Below are 18399 nucleotides of genomic sequence, written 5' to 3'. Positions count from 1 at the left end.
GTCGCCTACGGAGGGAAACCCTCCTGCAGCGCTGGATTCACCGTAAAGCTACGCTTTACGTGCCCTCTCCGCAAGTTCGGAGAGGGGCGGTTTTGGCGCAAGACAAAACCGGGGTGAGGTAAGCGCGACAATTGTGAGCGAGTAGAATAAGGCATGATGTAACGTAATGACAAGGGTTTTAGCTTAAGTTGACACCAATCGGCAGTAACTTCTCCCTCTTGATCCCCCAAATCCAGTGGAAATCTTCGTTAAACGAGAGCGCATAGAGTCCCACAAGCGCATATGCTAGATGGTCGGAGATCCGCATTTCACTTTTTGTAAACGGCAGAAAGAACGCACGCTAAACAAAGGATGGAGAACAGATGTTTGACACTGCGATCGAAGGTATTGTTGCCCGTGAAATCCTTGACTCTCGGGGTAGACCAACAATTGAAGCAGAAGTGCATTTGGTCAATGGTGCGATAGGATTGGCGCAGGTTCCCAGTGGTGCGTCTACTGGCACTTTTGAAGCGCACGAACTGAGGGATAAGGATAAAGCACGTTATGGGGGTAAGGGCGTACTCAAGGCGGTGCAAAATGTTAAAGAAGCACTTGCTCCAAAGTTGCTCAAAATGGATGCCCTCAACCAGGAACTGCTCGATCGCACGATGATTGCCTTAGATGGTTCCTCCAATAAATCCCATCTTGGTGCTAATGCGATTCTAGCGGTTTCTTTAGCAGCAGCCAAAGCCGGGGCTGAGTCTTTAGGAATTCCACTCTATCGCTATTTAGGCGGTCCACTGGCAAATTTATTACCCGTACCGCTGATGAACGTGATTAACGGCGGTGCACACGCAGCGAATAACGTAGATTTTCAAGAGTTTATGGTTGTCCCGATTGGGGCGTCTTCTTTCCGAGAAGCTTTGCGCTGGGGTGCGGAGGTGTTTGCTACTCTCAGTCAAGTGTTGGATGAGAAAGGTTTACTGACTGGTGTTGGCGATGAAGGCGGATTTGCCCCCAATCTGGAGTCGAATCAGGTGGCGTTGGAATTGCTGGTTGCAGCGATTGAGAAAGCTGGCTATAAACCAGGAGAACAAGTTGCTTTGGCGTTGGATGTTGCGGCGAGTGAGTTTTACAAAGATGGGCAGTATGTCTACGACGGTAAACCTCACTCTGGGGGTGAGTTTGTTGATTATCTCGGGCAACTGGTTGACCAATACCCCATTGTGTCAATTGAAGATGGCTTGCATGAGGAAGATTGGCAAAATTGGCAGTTACTCACCCAGAAGCTGGGTTCTCGCGTGCAGTTGGTAGGTGATGACTTGTTTGTAACCAACGTCACGCGCTTGCAAAAAGGAATTGAACAAAAAGCTGCTAACGCGATTTTGATTAAACTCAATCAAATTGGTTCGTTGACAGAAACTTTGCAAACAATTGACTTGGCGACTCGCAACAGTTTTCGCTCTGTGATTAGCCATCGTTCTGGCGAAACAGAAGACACAACAATTGCTGACTTAGCCGTCGCAACTCGTGCAGGTCAAATCAAGACAGGTTCTCTGTGTCGCAGCGAACGGGTAGCAAAATATAACCGTTTGCTACGCATCGAGGATGAGTTGGGTGAACTCGCCGTTTATGCTGGTGCTGTGGGATTAGGACCGAATTGATTTTTTTAATCAGTGGTGGTTCAAGCCCCCACTGATTGCCTTAATTTTTGCAAAATTTTGTGAATCTTTAGTTAGACTTGCAGGCTGGTTTTGCTTTTGGTTTATGTCGTTGACAAAAGCCCCGGTACTTTTAGTGGCATCAAATAGCACTCAATCGAGCTTTATAATTTCGGTTGTGCGGCAAGCCTTACAACTTGTTCATCCAGCAATAGCGCTTGAGCTATCTGTTCAATACTCAAACCCAAAGCCAATAACTGAGGTATGGTTAGCAATTTACGGGTTGACTTTTGACGAGTTGACATGATATCGTATAGATGATGGAAAAGGTGTGCGCAGGCGAACCCACCTCTTCAAGATTGTTACCACAGTTGTTGTAATCGAGATCTTACCCTGCCCTATCGGGAATTGCCTCGTTAAGCGCCTCTGGGCTGGGAATGTATTTCGAGAGGCTCTGCTTCGGCAAGTCTTGCCTGGTGGAGGCGGAGCCAAGGCGTGGATGGGTTCCCAGCCTGAAGGCTGAGAACCAGTCAAAAACATAATTCTGATGAGATTGCTTCCCTACACCCTTCGGGGAAGACCTTCGGTCTGGCTGCGCTAACGCCAGTCGCCTAGGTCGGAAAACCCTTCGGGTTCGCCAGATGCCTGCGGAGGGAGACCCTCCCGCAGCACTGGTCTCACCTCCTGCAGCGCTGGTCTCACTGCGTTTTGGTCGCTGCGGACATTTTACGTTTAATTTGGTTACTCTACTTAACAAACCAATTTTCAACCCTTAAGTCATTAAAAAACTCAAAATCAGAAACATTATTCGTTACCAAAATTAAATTATTACTGTAAGCAATACTCGCAATTTGAGCATCTACAAAAGCTGGAGTTTTGCCAATCTTGGATAATCTAGCCCTTTCTTGAGCGTGCCATTGTGCCGCCTTTAAATCATAATCAAAGACTGGTAAATTTAAGATCGACTCATGAATATAATTCCAAAGGGACTCTCGCCGCTTAGATTCGCTCAAGCGCAAACAACCATGTAGAATTTCATGAACAACAACACTAGAAACGACAACTTCTGACTTATGAATATCTAGTTTGTGCAAAATATTGGCATTAGGGATAGGACGTGCTGGCTCAGAGATAATATTGGTATCAAGTAAAAATTTCCATTTCATAGATCAATTTCTCTTCCCACACTCTTATCTCGTAAATCAGCGAAATCCTGATCAGTAAAGATAATCCCCTCGCTTTGGATTACCTTTCTAAATTTTTGTAATCCCTCCCAAAAATGATCTCCTCTAGATTCCTCTTTCTTTTTCCGCAGAAACTCAAATAAATAGTCCCGTTCTTCTGTAGACAAACTGTTAATAGAATTAATAATTTCTTGTAAAGTCATCAAGTGAAGCTCCTCTAAACTGAACTTCCATCTTATACCGTTTCACTTTAAAGAAAAGGCGATAAGCCTCCGGACTTCGGCGTGAGCGCTCAGTCGTTCGCGCAGCGTGCGCTTTGCGCATACGCTTGACGCTGTACGCGTATCGCGCAAAGCAAGAGACGCAATCATGCGTATCGCCAACAAGCAAGGAAAACATTTTTGCTAACTAAACACAACTTGTAAATCTAAAACAAACCCAGGTAAAACATCTTCTCCTAATAAACTTGTTGGATTATCCAACACTTCCACTGACTGATTAGCCCGATAAATTTCTACTTTTTTATTTTTTGTATCAATTAACCAACCCAAACGCAATCCATTATCGATGTATTCCTGCATCTTTTTGCGTAGCGGTTCCATGTTGTCACTTTTGGAACGTAATTCAATCGCAAAATCTGGACTCATGGGTGGAAAGGAGTCTTGTTCTTCTGGTTTTAATGTATCCCATCTGGCTTGAGTCACCCAAGCTGCATCGGGAGAACGTTCTGCACCATTGGGAAGTCGGAAAGCGGTTGAAGAGTTAAAAGCAACACCAAGTTTGGATTGGCGGTTCCAAAACCAAAGTTGTCCTTCAATATCTATATTGCGCTTACCTGTATTTCCTCCCGTAGGGGGCATAATAATTAATTCTCCTGTGGCAGTTAGTTCTAGCTGTACGTCTCGGTTAGCAGCAGCGAGGAGTACGAATTGCTCTTCGGAGACTTTCAGGTTTGCGGGGATGTTGAGAGGCAAGTTGCTCATAGACAATTAAACATTAAAAATGCCCATGATATATATTGTCAATGACGAGTGATAGCATTAATAATTTCTTGTAAAGTCATTAAGTGAAGCTCATTCGAGACGCACTCGCGCTCAAAACCTCACCCTGCCCTATCGGGCATCCCTCTCCTTGTTAAGGAGAGGGAAAGATTTTTGCGTAGCAAAAAGCGAGGGTGAGGTTTTGAGCGATCTGGTGTGTACACCGTAGTTTGTCCCCTCGTCCCCAATTACGGATAAAAGCCCAACTTTGGCAACCCCAGTGTTTCATCCCAGCCCATGATGATATTGAGACACTGGATAGCTTGACCTGCCTGCCCTTTGATTAGGTTATCAATTGCTGACATGACAATCACACGCCCAGTACGCGGGTCAACTTCTATGCCTATGTAACAAAGGTTAGTGCCACAAGCCCATTTTGTTTGGGGATAAACGCCTGGTTCACAGACTTTCACCCAAAGAGAGTTACGGTAGAATGCTTTATAAATAGTAATTAAATCATCTCGCACTAAACCTGGGTCCCGCAATGTAGCATAAACCGTTGCGAGCATACCGCGCACCATAGGAACAAGGTGTGGTGTAAATTGAATGGTGACTTCGTGTCCTGCTAAATCACTACAAATCTGCTCGATTTCTGGGGTGTGGCGGTGACGGACAACATTATAAGGTGCCAAGGAGTTGTCTGCTTCGGCAAGCAACATATTAACTTTCGCTTGACGTCCACCGCCAGAAGTGCCTGACTTGGCGTCAACAATAGCTGTTTCTGGCACGATTAGCCCTTGCTTGAGGAGTGGTGAAAGTGCCAAAAGGCTAGCGGTGGGATAGCAACCAGGACAACCAATCAGCTGCGCTTCTGCAATGCGATCGCGATACAATTCTGGTAATCCATAAACTGCTGTCGCTGCTGTTGCAAGATCTGTTCTTTGGGCACCATACCAGTTTGTATAAGTTGTCAAATTCCTAAAGCGATAGTCTGCACTCAAATCGAGTACTGTCAATCCTTTGTCCAACAATTGCGGAGTGATTTTGTAAGCCAAACCATTTGGTAGAGAAAGAAACACTACCTCACAACGCGTCGCAATGGTTTGTGGATCTATAGCTTCTATCGGTTGGTTAACTATGTGAGCCAGATGTGGGTAAAGATCCGCAAACGATTTTCCCGCGCTACTCTCCCCACCTAAATAAACGAGTTCGACTTCTGGATGATCCATGAGTAGTCTTACTAACTGCACTCCGCCGTAGCCTGACGCGCCAATAATCCCAACTTTTACGCGTCTAGAATTGCCCATAACTACTAAATCCTTTTTAAATATAGAGACTTGTCTTTAGCAAAATGCTTCTGCTAAAGACTTATTACTGTTTCGTTGTTGCTGCACACTAGCTTAAAGAATCCAACGGTATTTCGCAGGTATTTATCGGTATGTTATCGAATCTTGGCTATGATGGCTTCCTATTGTGTCCAGAGGAGCTACAATCAGAAGATAAGCATTTGTTAAAAAAAATTTACATCTCTATCGCTGGAAATCCTCTGTGTCGCAGCTTAACACGACTTCAAACCAAACCTTTGAATTTGATTCGATTGATGCCGCCTTGGCTGACTTGAAAGCTGGTCACCAGATTGTGGTGGTAGATGATGAAAATCGAGAAAATGAAGGCGATTTGATTTGTGCTGCCCAATTTGCGACTCCTGACATTATTAATTTCATGGCGGTGGAAGCCAGGGGACTGATTTGTTTGGCAATGAGTGGCGATCGCCTAGATGAATTAGACTTACCATTGATGGTAAGCAACATCACCGACACCAACCAAACGGCTTTCACAGTCAGCATTGACGCCGGGCCTCACTTAGGAGTAAGCACTGGCATTTCCGCAGAAGACCGCGCCCGCACAATCCAAGTTGCGATCAACCCAGGAACCAAACCTGTAGATTTACGCCGTCCCGGTCATATTTTCCCCATTCGCGCCAAGGAAGGAGGGGTACTCAAACGCGCAGGACATACAGAAGCTGCTGTTGACTTAGCTCGACTAGCTGGATTATACCCTGCTGGCGTTATCTGTGAGATTCAAAACCCCAACGGTTCGATGGCGCGGCTATCTCAGTTAATTCAGTATGCCAAGCAGCACAATCTTAAAATTATCAGCATCGCGGATTTAATCAGTTACCGCCTCCAGCACGACCGCCTGATCAGGCGCGAAACTATTGCTGAGTTACCCACCCAGTTTGGTCATTTCCAAATTTACGCTTATCGCCATACTCTGGATGATACAGAACACGTTGCTGTTGTCAAGGGTAATCCTGCTGAATTTGGAGATAATCCAGTTATGGTGCGGATGCATTCCGAATGCCTGACTGGAGATGCTTTGGGTTCTTTACGCTGTGACTGTCGGATGCAGTTGCAAGCAGCTCTGAAAATGCTTGAAAATGCAGGGCAAGGTGTCGTTGTTTACCTGCGGCAAGAAGGACGGGGAATTGGGCTAGTTAATAAATTGAAAGCTTACTCGTTGCAGGATATGGGACTAGATACCGTAGAAGCGAATGAGCGTTTGGGATTCCCCGCCGATTTGCGAGACTACGGTATGGGAGCACAAATGCTCATGGATTTGGGAGTCCATAAGATTCGCTTGATTACCAATAATCCCCGTAAGATTGCAGGGTTAAAAGGTTACAAGTTAGAAGTTGTGGATCGCGTGCCATTGTTGATTGAGGCAAACGACTACAATTCTTATTACCTTAAAACCAAGGCGAAAAAACTGGGTCATATGCTGTTACAGACTTTTCTGTTAACAGTGGCGATAAATTGGCAAGATGATCCCGAAGCCGTGACGGAACGCTACGAACGCTTAGAGAAACTGCGACATTTAGCAAAAACTCATGACTTATTGTTGCAGGAAGAAGCACGTCCACTGGCGATCGCCCTGTTTGATAAGCCATCCTTAATAGTACACTTAGGTTTTGACCAAGCGAACGTTGCAACAGATGATTGGTATAAGCACAAAGGTCATCCTTACGCGCAAGCTATTAGCCAAATATTGGATGAACTTGTGGCATTGCCTTACATCCAAAAGCTAGAATTTTTGATTTCGCCTGGTGTTGATCCTCTGAGTAACTTACAAGTGCAATTGGATCGGCAGACGTTCCCTGTGGGGACATTACCTTCGTCTATTTGTTGTGAGCAGTTGGGGACACAGAAGATTTATAGTTTTGAAAAATAGTCAATGCCGCAACGGGTGCGGGTGTAAGGGGGTAAGGGGAGCCAGTGCACAGGCTAAGTTTCCCGACTTGTAGACGCCGGAGGCGGCTTTCCGTAGGGTAGCACCTGGCGTTGTAGGGGTGTAGGGGAGCCAGTACTGATAGCGTAGCGTGGCACTTTGTGCCATAGTCCTGGTTTCCCTCACTTGGTATCTGGCGTGTGTAGGGGAACCCCATCAATGCGAGGGAAGTCAAGCAATCCCAAACGCTTGCGATTGCTACCGTGCACCGAAGCCCTCCGGGCGTCTACGTTACACTGCGTTCCACTCGCTACGAACATAGTTACGTTTAATTATGTCCACTTACTTATTTGGTTGAATAGCTCATTTATTGCCTTGTTGAAAAAGGATTTGCACCTCTGAAGACTTCACCGCACTAAAGCCAACGACACTAAAGCCAATGAGCATCAAGCTAACGGTTACCAGTAAAATCCAAGTTTCTTTAGGAAGTGCCTTTCTCGGATTTGAAATGGTTTTTTTTATATTCCTTAAACGAAGTGTTGGTGGAGGTAATTGGCTTTGGATACTTTTCATGATTTGTGAAAGTGGGGGAGACTGTTTATCCAATTCTTGATTCACCCAATTCAAAGAAAAAACAGATTGGTAAATACGATTAGAAACCTTGAGCGTTTTTTCCTGTTTGACAACTAATCCCAAATTCAGCAGTTCTCTTTGTGCGGGATTGTTATTCACCACAACTTCTTTATGCTGCAAGATTTGCTGATATAGCTGCAACAGTGACAAAGGTTGACACTGCTGATTTTTCAGAATTCCATTGCGAATTCCCTCCAAATGCTCAGACGCCGCTTGAATTTCCCAGTTGTCAATTAGGCGGGTTTGTACTAGTTGCTCTACTCTGACAGCTTCTTGATTAACAGGAATAAAACTTTGTGAATTAGCGAGTAATTGACAAAGTTTTTGGGTGAGAAACAGTTGACCACTTGTCCATAACAACACTTCTTCCAGTAAAATATAGGGGCGGCTGGCTTTTTCATCTAATTTAAAGAATTTGATCCTGCTGCGGTTGATATCTAAACGTATTATTTCCTGATTCACCCAACTTAAAGGAAAAATAGATTGGTAAATGCGGTTAGAAACTTTGAGCTTGTTTCCTTGTTCCACAACCAATCCTAAATTCAGTAATTCTGTTTGGACAAAACTGTCTTCAACAGAGATGTTTTCCTGGAGTAATATTTGCTGATAAAGTTTCAGCATTGAAAAAAAATTGCATTTTTTGTTTTGCAGAAGACCATAGCGAATCGCCTTGAGATGCTCAGACGCAACTTGAGTTTCCCAATGATCAATAAGACGAGTTTGTACGAGATGTTCGACTGTGAATCCTTCCTCACCAAAGGGAACAAAAGTTTCGGAATCAGCTAGTAATTGACATAACTTTTGGGTGAGAAACGGTTGACCACTTGTCCATGACAAAACCTCCTCCAGCAAAATATCCGGATGACTAGCTTTTTGATCTAAATTGAATAATTTGATGATGCTGCGACTAAAAGGTCTTGTATGTAGTGTGTGATCAACAACAGATGACTTGTCCTGTTCCAAAAACGTTTCTACTTGTATGAGACTGTCATCAATACTCACTGGGCTGGGCTGTGTGAAGTCTTCAATTTGGAATTTTGCATTTTGCCCAAAGTTGAGCCAGTCGCGTCGTGAGGTAGCGCGGACGCCAGAAGGAGCCAGTTTAGGGTCTTCCTCACTTGGATAAGAGCGTTCGTTTTCCGAGGGGGCAAACTTTCCAAGACGAATTTTGAATTCCCCCAAGGATCTGACTCTCCCGTTGCGGACTTCAACTGAGTGTTCTGCCTGCTGTAAAATTTTTTCAGAGCGCTGTGCAACAGGAGCAATATGCTCTAGAAAAAAGTTGATTGTAGTTGGCTTAAGCCAACCTTTCTGGACAGCCAATTCTCCGAATCTAAGTCCCATCTGTTTTTGTTCACACAGAATAGTCTTGACTTGATACTCATCCAACAGTCCTGCTTTTTTGAGATACTCACCCAAGGGTTGTTTAGGCTTTTGGTTCAGCAAATCTGACCACTTCTGGGCAAAAAAATCAGCCGTTTCTTGTTTGATCCATCCTTGTAAGGCTAAAATTTCCCCTAGCCGCATATTCTTATTTTGGATCTGCTCTTGCAAAGCGAACTCTATCTGTGCAATTGAAATTAGGTCAGCCAGCTGTAAAACTTCACCTAGCGGTTTAATACAAAAGATTTCAGACATGAGTATGTGAAAGTAGGTCAGTAAATAATTACTTAACTAGGAGTTACGAGAAAATTCCGCCAACTTTGTCAAAAATTTAGCAATCAAGTTTTCATGACTAGCGTTTATAAAGTAGCGCCGTCAAGAACTAGGGGTGTAAGCGTGTAAGGGGGTAGGGGGGTAGGGGTGTAAGGGGGTAATACCATTTCACGAAATCCCTGATACAAATGATTGGTTTCTAATTCTTTCCCCCTGCTAAGAGCCCCCTGCTAAGAGCCCCCCATTTGTATCAACCTTAAAGTGAAACGGTATAAGGGGGTAGGGGAAACAAAGTCATTCACGGTTACTTTTCTCCTCACCTATACCCCCACACCCCTATACCCTTAGACCTCTAATTATTGACACTTCCGAAGTACTAAAAATTCGAGAAAATAGTATGTACAGTTAAATATTTCCAGACTAACCCAATTTTCTGTTGGAGAATATGACCTCTACCTTCTTAGAACACTTGCATAGTCCCACACGCCCAGTCATCGTCTTCGACGGTGCTATGGGGACTAACCTGCAAACGCAAAACCTGACTGCGGAAGACTTCGGTGGTCCTCAATACGAAGGTTGTAACGAGTACCTGGTTTACACCAAGCCAGAAGCAGTCGCAAAAGTTCACCGGGACTTTCTCGCTGCGGGTGCAGATGTGATTGAAACGGATACCTTTGGCGCTGCGTCGATTGTCTTAGCTGAATACGACTTGGCGCACGAGGCGTATGAACTCAACAAAACAGCGGCGGAACTCGCAAAGCGTGTGGCTGCGGAATTTTCGACTCCCGAAAAACCTCGGTTTGTTGCAGGTTCTATAGGACCTACTACTAAATTACCAACTTTGGGACATATCGACTTTGACACCCTAAAAGCTTCCTTTGCTGAACAAGCTGAAGGACTTTTTGATGGTGGAGTTGATTTATTTATCGTTGAAACTTGCCAAGATGTGCTGCAAATCAAAGCGGCGTTGAATGCAATTGAAGAAGTTTTTGTGAAGAAGGGCGATCGCCGTCCGCTCATGGTCTCTGTTACAATGGAAACAATGGGCACGATGCTGGTTGGGACGGAAATCAACGCTGTCCTAACAATTCTCGAACCCTACCCAATTGATATTCTCGGTCTGAACTGTGCCACAGGTCCAGACTTGATGAAACCACATATCAAGTATCTTTCAGAACATTCTTCCTTTGTCGTTTCCTGTATTCCCAACGCGGGTTTACCAGAGAACGTTGGCGGTCAAGCTCATTACCACTTGACACCGATGGAATTACGGATGTCATTAATGCATTTTGTTGAAGATTTGGGTGTCCAAGTGATAGGGGGTTGCTGTGGGACACGTCCAGGACACATTCAACAATTAGCAGAAATTGCCAAAGAGTTGACGCCAAAAGTCAGACATCCTGAACTTGAACCAGCGGCGGCGTCAATATACAACATCCAACCTTACGAACAAGACAATTCATTCTTAATTATCGGCGAACGTCTCAACGCCAGCGGTTCCAAAAAATGTCGTGAGTTGCTGAATGCGGAAGATTGGGATGGACTGGTGTCAATGGCGAGGGCACAAGTTAAGGAAGGCGCACATATTTTGGATGTCAACGTTGACTATGTCGGACGTGACGGTGTGCATGATATGCACGAGGTGGTTTCACGTCTGGTCAATAATGTGACACTTCCATTGATGCTCGACTCCACCGAATGGGAGAAGATGGAAGCGGGACTAAAAGTTGCTGGTGGTAAGTGTTTGTTGAACTCCACCAACTATGAAGATGGAGAACCGCGTTTCTTGAAGGTGTTGGAACTGGCAAAGAAATACGGTGCTGGTGTTGTGATTGGTACAATAGATGAAGAGGGGATGGCGCGGACAGCAGAGAAAAAGTTTGCGATCGCCCAACGCGCCTACCGTCAAGCCGTCGAATACGGCATTCCACCTACCGAAATCTTTTTTGATACCTTAGCACTACCCATTTCCACAGGGATTGAAGAAGACCGCGCCAACGGTAAAGCTACAATTGAATCAATCCGCCGGATTCGTCAAGAATTGCCTGGATGTCATGTCGTCTTAGGCGTTTCCAATATCTCCTTTGGTCTTAATCCTGCATCACGTATCGTCCTCAACTCCATGTTCCTGCATGAAGCGATGACTGCTGGTATGGATGCGGCAATTGTCAGTGCTAGTAAAATTTTACCACTGTCGCGGATTGAGGAACGCCATCAAGAAGTTTGTCACCAGTTGATTTACGATGAACGGAAATTTGAGGGAGATGTCTGCATTTATGACCCCTTAGCAGAACTAACGACCTTATTTGAAGGGGTGACAACAAAACGCGACAAAGGCGTTGACGAAAATCTACCCATTGAAGAACGTCTCAAGCGTCATATCATCGACGGCGAACGCATTGGTTTAGAAGCACAACTCACTAAAGCTTTAGAAAAATATCCTCCACTGCATATTATCAACACCTTCCTGCTGGATGGTATGAAAGTCGTTGGTGAGTTGTTTGGTTCCGGACAAATGCAGCTTCCCTTCGTCTTACAGTCAGCCGAAACCATGAAAGCAGCAGTGGCTTATCTGGAACCTTTCATGGAAAAATCAGAAACTGGTAACAATGCTAAGGGGACATTCATCATTGCTACGGTGAAAGGCGATGTTCACGACATTGGTAAAAACTTAGTTGATATCATCTTGTCGAACAACGGGTACAAGGTGATTAACTTGGGAATTAAGCAGCCCGTGGAGAACATCATCAATGCATACGAACAGCACAAAGCTGATTGTATTGCTATGAGTGGTTTGTTGGTGAAATCCACTGCTTTTATGAAAGAGAATTTGGAGGTGTTCAACGAAAAGGGAATCACCGTCCCTGTGATTTTAGGTGGTGCAGCACTAACACCCAAGTTTGTTGATCAAGATTGCCAAAATACTTACAAAGGTAAAGTGGTTTACGGCAAAGATGCGTTTTCTGATTTGCACTTCATGGATAAGTTAATGCCAGCCAAGGGTGCTAGTCAATGGGATGATTTGCGGGGATTTTTGAATGAATCTCCTGAAACGACCCAAGTGTCAGGAAATGGTAACAAACAGCCTGTAGCCCAGACGGCTGAAGAAAAATCTCCTGAACCAAAAGAAGTAGATACCCGTCGTTCTGAAGCTGTGGCGGTAGATATTGAACGTCCAACCCCACCTTTCTGGGGAACGAAGATACTCCAGCCAGAAGAGATTCCTTTTGAGGAGATTTTCTGGCATTTAGATTTACAAGCTTTGATTGCAGGACAATGGCAGTTCCGTAAGCCTAAGGAGCAATCTAAGGAAGAATATCAGGCGTTTTTGGATGAGAAAGTGTATCCGATTTTGGAGGATTTGAAGCAGCGGATTATACAGGAGAATTTGCTTCATCCGCAGGTGGTTTATGGATATTTTCCTTGTCAGGCTGAGGGGAATACTTTGTATATTTATGAAACGAACCGCCAAGACGCCAAGGAAATAGGAAAGTTTGAGTTTCCACGGCAAAGGTCGTTGAGGCGTTTGTGTATTGCAGATTTCTTTGCGCCGAAGGAGTCGGGAATTATTGATGTGTTCCCGATGCAGGCGGTAACGGTTGGGCATATTGCCACGGAGTACGCCCAAAAGTTGTTTGCAGATAATAAGTACACTGATTATCTGTATTTCCACGGTTTTGCGGTGCAGATAGCTGAGGCGCTGGCGGAGTGGACACACACCCGTATTCGTCGCGAGTTGGGTTTTGTGGCTCAGGAACCGGATAATATTCGGGATATCTTGGCACAGAGATATCAGGGTTCGCGGTATAGTTTTGGGTATCCGGCTTGTCCGAATATTCAGGATCAATACAAGCAGCTGGAGTTGTTGGAAGCAGAACGTATTGATTTGCACATGGATGAAAGTGAACAGCTTTATCCTGAACAATCTACGACTGCGATTATCACTTATCACCCAGTAGCGAAGTACTTTAGCGCGTAACCTATTCCCCTTCCCCTCTCCTTAACAAGGAGAGGGGTGCCCGTAGGGCGGGGTGAGGTAGCTAACCAGAGGAGTACGGTGAAGCGCGGGCTGAGGTTATTATGTTGTGGCGTTTTACCTGTTCCCCTCTCCTTAATAAGGAGAGGGGTGCCCGTAGGGCGGGGTGAGGTTACCAACCAGAGGGTACGGTGAAGCGCGGGCTGAGGTTATTATATTGTGGCGTTTTACCTCACCCTAACCCTCTCCTTATAAAGGAGAGGGAACCGGAATAAACGAGAGGGAACTGAAAAGAAATAAGCTTTTTTTGTATAAGTTTAAAAATATTGAAGTTAAAATGACTCAACTTTATAACAAAGATAGTGAAAAAGAGAAAAAGCGACTATTGCGCCAAAATATTACAAAATGTGAGACGCTTCTTTGGGAGAAACTTAGAGATAGACAACTTGAAAACTGTAAATTTCGTAGACAATATAGTGTAGATAAGTTTGTTATAGATTTCTATAGTCCTGAGTTGAGGCTGGCGATAGAAATTGACGGTGAAAGCCATTTTGAAAAGGGTGCTGTTGAATACGATAAGGCAAGACAAGAGTTTATTGAATCAGCCAAAATTACATTTATCAGATTTACCAATAATGACGTGTATGGAAATTTTTCTGGGGTGTTAGAAAGTATTGCTGAGAAGATAAGAGAGTTAAGAGAATAATATTATGTCCGCTTAATTACTCTTAATTACCCTAAAACCTCACCCCGCATTATCGGGTACCCCTCTCCTTAATAAGGAGAGGGGAAGGGGTGAGGTTTTTTATTATGGGGGTAATTAAGCAAACTTGATATAACCCATCCAACAAATCTTTATGGCTGAATCAAATGTTGCTCAGATTCCTATCTCCTTGACAAATCCTGCTTTTTCTTAACTTGTCATGAGTTGCGCAGGAGTGAACACAAATGACTCATGACTAGGAGCCATCAGTCATTTGTGTCATTAATTACACTTCACCAATAGCTTGTTCTTCTTCTGTTTCAACAAACGCCTGTACGCGAGCACGGTATTGTCTTAATGATTCATCTACCCAATCGCGATCGTTGGCGTTTGCGTACAAATGGACTACAGGCTCACTTGCATCTGGCAACACTAACACCCAACTGTCATCATACGGTTGACAAATTTTCACTCCGTCAATTAGCTCCAAGTTTTCAGCTGGGTGAGTTTCCACCAAGTAGCGCATCAGCGCTCCTTTGACAGTCCAAGGGCAACGTACTGTATATGTTTTGTGAACCACACGGGGCAATTCTGACCGCACAGAGGCAAGAGAGCGCTCTTGTATCGTCAGCATCTCAATCAGTTTGGCAGCGGGGAACATAGCATCAAACCCTGGATGCAATTGCGGCACAATAAAGCCAGTGTCGCCATTACCACCCAACACGACATTGGAATTTTTCTGACAAGCCTCCATGAGTGCTGCAGGATTTGCCTTTGTGCGAATGACCTTACCATCATGACGACGAGCAATTTGTTCTACAGCACTAGAAGCATGAACTGGCACCACGACTGTTCCTCTGGGGTGAGCAGTTAACATCATGTCTACCATCAGCGCTGTTAACATTTCCCCACGAATAGGAATGCCAGATTCATCAACCAGAATGAGTTGTTCTCCATTCGCGGAAATCTGAACACCAAAGTTCGCTTTCAACACCTCCACCACTTGACCAAGCTGAGTCAAAAGTGCTTCGCGCTCAATTGCTGACATACTTGCTTTATTGAGACTTGCATTCAACACTACTGCATCAGCCCCAAACTTATCTAGCATTTGGGGTAACACAGCTCCAGATACTGCATAAACGTAATCAATGACGACTTTTGCCCGACTGTTGCGAATACTATCAATATGCAACAGCTTCTCAAAAGCGGTACAGTATCGATCCATCACCTGACTGGGGTAAGCAACATCACCAATTTCATGGATTTGCGCCCGGCGCATATCTTCTTTGAAGTACGCTCCTTCGATTTTCTTTTCTGCGGATTTGGTGATATTAATTCCCTTAGCATCCATAAACTCAATCAGGATGTAGTCGGGGCGATCTGGATGCATTCGCACATGAATTCCACCACTGACGCTCATGGTAGGTATCACTGTACGAGCTATTGGAATAGCTGTGGCATCTAGGTTCTGAATCTCGATACCTACTGACATCAAACCAGCAATTAACGAGCGAGTGACCATGCGAGAGACATTACGTTGGTCACGAGAAACTGTTACGCGAGAACCCGGTTTCAAGGTTGAACCATATGCGGCTCCCAACTTCACAGCAAATTCTGGGGTGATGTCAATATTGGCTAGCCCTTGGACGCCTCGTTGCCCAAATAAATTACGTTGTGCAGTATTACCCCAAATCAAATTAATATTTAAAATTGCCCCAGACTCAATCTTTTTACTGGGCCAAACACGCACAAATGGGCTAATTTGGGCTTCTTCTCCTACAGTAGAAAGCGAACCAACCACAGCACCTTCTAAGACATGAGCACGGCGGTCTACACGCGCACCACGGCAAATGACACAAGCAGTCAGTTGTGCCTCCTCACCAAGAATCGCTCCATTCCAAACAATCGGACGTTTGAGATTGGCGTCAGAACCAATAGTGATATTATCCCCAATGACGGTTCCGGCTTCAATATGTACTCTTGCCCCAATGCGGCAATTATCACCAATAACTGCTGGAGTATCAATCTTAGCAGCTGGGTCAATAAAAGTGTTTTGACCTACCCACAAGCCAGGAGAAACTTCGTTATAGGCAAAGTCCAGTTTGACTTTGTGATATAACCCATCGTACTGCGCTTCACGATAAGCATCTAAGTGACCCACATCAAACCAATAACCTTCGGCAATGTAACCGTACATTGGCTCATTCTTTTCCAGTAGCAACGGAAACAAATCTTTAGAAAAGTCGGATTCTTGGTTTGCTGGCAGATATTCCAAAACTTCTGGTTCCAGAATGTATGTACCAGTGTTAACAGTGTCGGAGAAAATTTCACTCGTAGAGGGTTTTTCTAAAAATCTACGAATTCGACTTTCTTCATCAGTAATTACCACCCCAAACTCCACCGGGTTGGGCACACGGGTTAAAACTAAAGTTGCTTTTGACTTCTTTTGTTTATGAAATTCAATCGCTGCTGTCAGGTCGAAATCTGTGATACTATCGCCACTGATGACTAAAAAGGTGTCGTCAAGGAGTTCGGCAATATTTTTCACGCACCCCGCAGTACCTAAGGGCTGATCTTCTTCTACGGCATAGGTCATTTGTACGCCAAAATCACTGCCATCTTGGAAGTAATCTCGCATGACATCGGGTAAATAATGAAGTGTGGCAACCACTTCTGTTATTTGATGCCGTTTGAGAAGATTGATAATATGTTCGGCAATGGGTCGATTCAGGATAGGCACCATTGGTTTGGGCAGATCACAAGTCAGTGGACGCAGCCGCGTTCCTGAACCACCTGCCATCAGTACTGCACGCATAAATCCTCCTTATCTATTTGCACCACTTGCTGCCTTAAGATTCATAAGACCGACTTTATTTTCTCTAGTCTCCTATGAATTTTGGAGTTTAGGGAACTTTCTCAAGATGCATATGATCACGACTAAGAATATTTACTCGACACACTAGCCTGTTTCTGTGTACAAAATCAAGAAGGAAAACGGGAAGTAGGGGAAGTCAAATGTATCAGGATTTTTGTGAAAGGGTATTACACCCTTACACCCTCATACTCTTACACCCCTGGTTGTTGACTTCCCTTGTCTTCTCATCTCAACAAGCTGTTACTAAATACTCATAAAGCAGCAATCCTGTTATAGCTCTGTTAATTAGCTACTATCAATATGCGAACAATTGCGGAGATAAATCACAAAATCAGCCACAAACAGGCGGTAGTGCTAACTGCTGAAGAATTAAAGGCAAGAGTTGTAGAAGTAGGTGTAGCCAAAGTTGCCAAAGAAGTTGATGTCATTACCACTGGCACTTTTGAGCCAATGGAATCTAGTGGTGCAATTATTAACCTAGGACATACTGACCCGCCGATCAAAATTCGCCGTTGCTGGTTAGATGGTGTTCCGGCATACTCTGGTTTTGGAGCTGTAGATTTATACTTGGGTGCGAGTTGCGCGGTGGAAGTGATGGACGGCGAAGAAGTTCGCGAACGAGGCGGCGGTCATGTTATTGAAGATTTGATAGCTGGTAAAACCGTACAAGTTCGAGCACAAGGACAAGTGACAGATTGCTATCCCAGAGCCACTTTTGAAACCACTGTTACACGTGAAACAATCAATCAGTTTTATTTATTCAATCCACGCAATCTTTATCAAAATTTTATAGTAGGTGTGAATGGGGGCGATCGCCCACTCTATACATACCTGGGTCCATTACAACCGCGTTTAGGCAATGCCGTTTACTCTAACCCTGGTGCTATCTCCCCTCTATTCAATGACCCAGATCTGCAACTGGTTGGAATTGGCACACGAATTTTTTTGGGAGGCGGTGTCGGTTATATTGCTTGGGAAGGCACTCAGCACTTTCCTTTACAAAAGCGGTTACCCAATCATACACCCATTGGACCAGCGGCAACTTTAGCTTTGATTGGTGATGCCAAGCAAATGGATGCTCGTTGGGTGCGTGGCTGTTACTTTAAAAGTTACGGTCCTTCTTTGATGTTGGGAGTAGGTGTACCACTACCTGTCTTGAACGAAGAAGTTGTTGCAAGATGTGCAATTCAAGATAAAGACTTAGTAGCCCCAATAGTAGACTTTTCCATTCCCCGGCGTGTTCGTCCTACCTTTGGTTTAGTCAGCTACGCCCAACTGAAATCTGGACGCATCAGCATAGAAGGCAGAACTGTGCGCGTTGCACCCCTTGCTAGTTTATTTCTTTCTAGGCAAGTTGCCGTGGAGTTGAAACAATCCATTTTACGTGGTGATTTTACTTTAACAGAGCCTGTTGCACCAATCGAGCTACAGCGATCTTTTCTTCCGCAAGACAGGTGGACGGAATTTTAATACCAAATCCGCTTTTATAACCCCCTTTTAACCCAAGCGATTAGAAATCGCAGC

Annotated in this window: 14 protein-coding genes; 5 read left to right on the top strand and 9 right to left on the bottom strand. The window is 44.6% G+C overall.

What is annotated here, in order from left to right; genetic code table 11:
- The first annotated feature begins 362 nt into the window (after nucleotides 1-362).
- Nucleotides 363-1643, top strand: a complete 1281-nt coding sequence (gene eno / locus AC5590_RS01330; RefSeq protein WP_169267998.1) for a phosphopyruvate hydratase — start codon at nucleotides 363-365, stop codon at nucleotides 1641-1643.
- Nucleotides 1644-1804: 161 nt separating this feature from the next.
- On the opposite strand, the gene AC5590_RS01325 is transcribed toward eno, so the two are convergent.
- From AC5590_RS01325 to argC, 5 genes are all read right to left on the bottom strand, one after another.
- Nucleotides 1805-1945: a hypothetical protein gene (locus tag AC5590_RS01325; RefSeq protein WP_211178698.1), complete on the bottom strand. Its 141-nt coding sequence runs from the start codon at nucleotides 1943-1945 to the stop codon at nucleotides 1805-1807.
- A gap of 441 nt (nucleotides 1946-2386) precedes the next feature.
- Nucleotides 2387-2806 carry a type II toxin-antitoxin system VapC family toxin gene (locus AC5590_RS01320; RefSeq protein ID WP_169267997.1) on the bottom strand — a complete coding sequence of 140 codons (420 nt, stop codon included), beginning with the start codon at nucleotides 2804-2806 and terminating at the stop codon, nucleotides 2387-2389.
- Nucleotides 2803-3030, bottom strand: coding sequence for a hypothetical protein (locus tag AC5590_RS01315; protein ID WP_370460843.1), 228 nt, complete (start codon nucleotides 3028-3030; stop codon nucleotides 2803-2805). Before AC5590_RS01315 ends, AC5590_RS01320 begins: the two co-directional genes overlap by 4 nt.
- Before the next feature lie 198 nt (nucleotides 3031-3228).
- Nucleotides 3229-3807 carry a Uma2 family endonuclease gene (locus tag AC5590_RS01310; protein ID WP_169267995.1) on the bottom strand — a complete coding sequence of 193 codons (579 nt, stop codon included), beginning with the start codon at nucleotides 3805-3807 and terminating at the stop codon, nucleotides 3229-3231.
- A gap of 245 nt (nucleotides 3808-4052) precedes the next feature.
- Complete coding sequence (argC, locus tag AC5590_RS01305; RefSeq protein WP_169267994.1) at nucleotides 4053-5111, bottom strand: N-acetyl-gamma-glutamyl-phosphate reductase; 1059 nt, start codon at nucleotides 5109-5111, stop codon at nucleotides 4053-4055.
- Between the two features lie 241 nt (nucleotides 5112-5352).
- Here argC and ribBA point away from each other — a divergent pair, with 241 nt between their 5' ends.
- Nucleotides 5353-7035 (top strand): bifunctional 3,4-dihydroxy-2-butanone-4-phosphate synthase/GTP cyclohydrolase II, encoded by a 1683-nt coding sequence (gene ribBA, locus AC5590_RS01300; RefSeq protein WP_169267993.1) that lies wholly within the window; start codon nucleotides 5353-5355, stop codon nucleotides 7033-7035.
- Here the strand turns inward: ribBA and AC5590_RS01295 are convergent, their stop codons facing one another.
- Genes AC5590_RS01295 through AC5590_RS01285 form a run of 3 tightly spaced genes read right to left on the bottom strand, consistent with a single transcriptional unit; the run spans nucleotide 7036 to nucleotide 9303 of the window.
- Complete coding sequence (locus AC5590_RS01295; RefSeq protein ID WP_172195349.1) at nucleotides 7036-7200, bottom strand: hypothetical protein; 165 nt, start codon at nucleotides 7198-7200, stop codon at nucleotides 7036-7038. It lies immediately after the preceding gene.
- Between the two features lie 14 nt (nucleotides 7201-7214).
- Nucleotides 7215-7352, bottom strand: coding sequence for a hypothetical protein (locus AC5590_RS01290; RefSeq protein ID WP_169267992.1), 138 nt, complete (start codon nucleotides 7350-7352; stop codon nucleotides 7215-7217).
- A 43-nt stretch (nucleotides 7353-7395) separates the two neighbouring features.
- A complete protein-coding gene (locus AC5590_RS01285; RefSeq protein WP_169267991.1) occupies nucleotides 7396-9303 on the bottom strand; it encodes a cyclic di-GMP-binding domain-containing protein, MshE-related in 1908 nt (635 codons plus the stop codon).
- 463 nt (nucleotides 9304-9766) lie between these two features.
- Here AC5590_RS01285 and metH point away from each other — a divergent pair, with 463 nt between their 5' ends.
- Nucleotides 9767-13300 (top strand): methionine synthase, encoded by a 3534-nt coding sequence (metH, locus tag AC5590_RS01280; protein WP_169267990.1) that lies wholly within the window; start codon nucleotides 9767-9769, stop codon nucleotides 13298-13300.
- Nucleotides 13301-13634: 334 nt separating this feature from the next.
- A complete protein-coding gene (locus AC5590_RS01275) occupies nucleotides 13635-14003 on the top strand; it encodes an endonuclease domain-containing protein (RefSeq protein WP_169267989.1) in 369 nt (122 codons plus the stop codon).
- Between the two features lie 283 nt (nucleotides 14004-14286).
- Here AC5590_RS01275 and AC5590_RS01270 read toward each other — a convergent pair whose 3' ends face one another.
- Nucleotides 14287-16815, bottom strand: coding sequence for a mannose-1-phosphate guanyltransferase (locus AC5590_RS01270; RefSeq protein ID WP_169267988.1), 2529 nt, complete (start codon nucleotides 16813-16815; stop codon nucleotides 14287-14289).
- 360 nt (nucleotides 16816-17175) lie between these two features.
- On the opposite strand from AC5590_RS01270, the gene AC5590_RS01265 reads away from it, so the two are divergent.
- Nucleotides 17176-18345 (top strand): homocysteine biosynthesis protein, encoded by a 1170-nt coding sequence (locus tag AC5590_RS01265; RefSeq protein ID WP_169267987.1) that lies wholly within the window; start codon nucleotides 17176-17178, stop codon nucleotides 18343-18345.
- The last annotated feature ends 54 nt before the right edge of the window (nucleotides 18346-18399 follow it).

This window comes from Brasilonema octagenarum UFV-OR1 (assembly GCF_963888615.1).
Lineage (GTDB): Bacteria > Cyanobacteriota > Cyanobacteriia > Cyanobacteriales > Nostocaceae > Brasilonema > Brasilonema sennae.
Note: the sequence above shows the minus strand (reverse complement) of the source record. Positions and strands in the feature narration are given on the sequence as shown.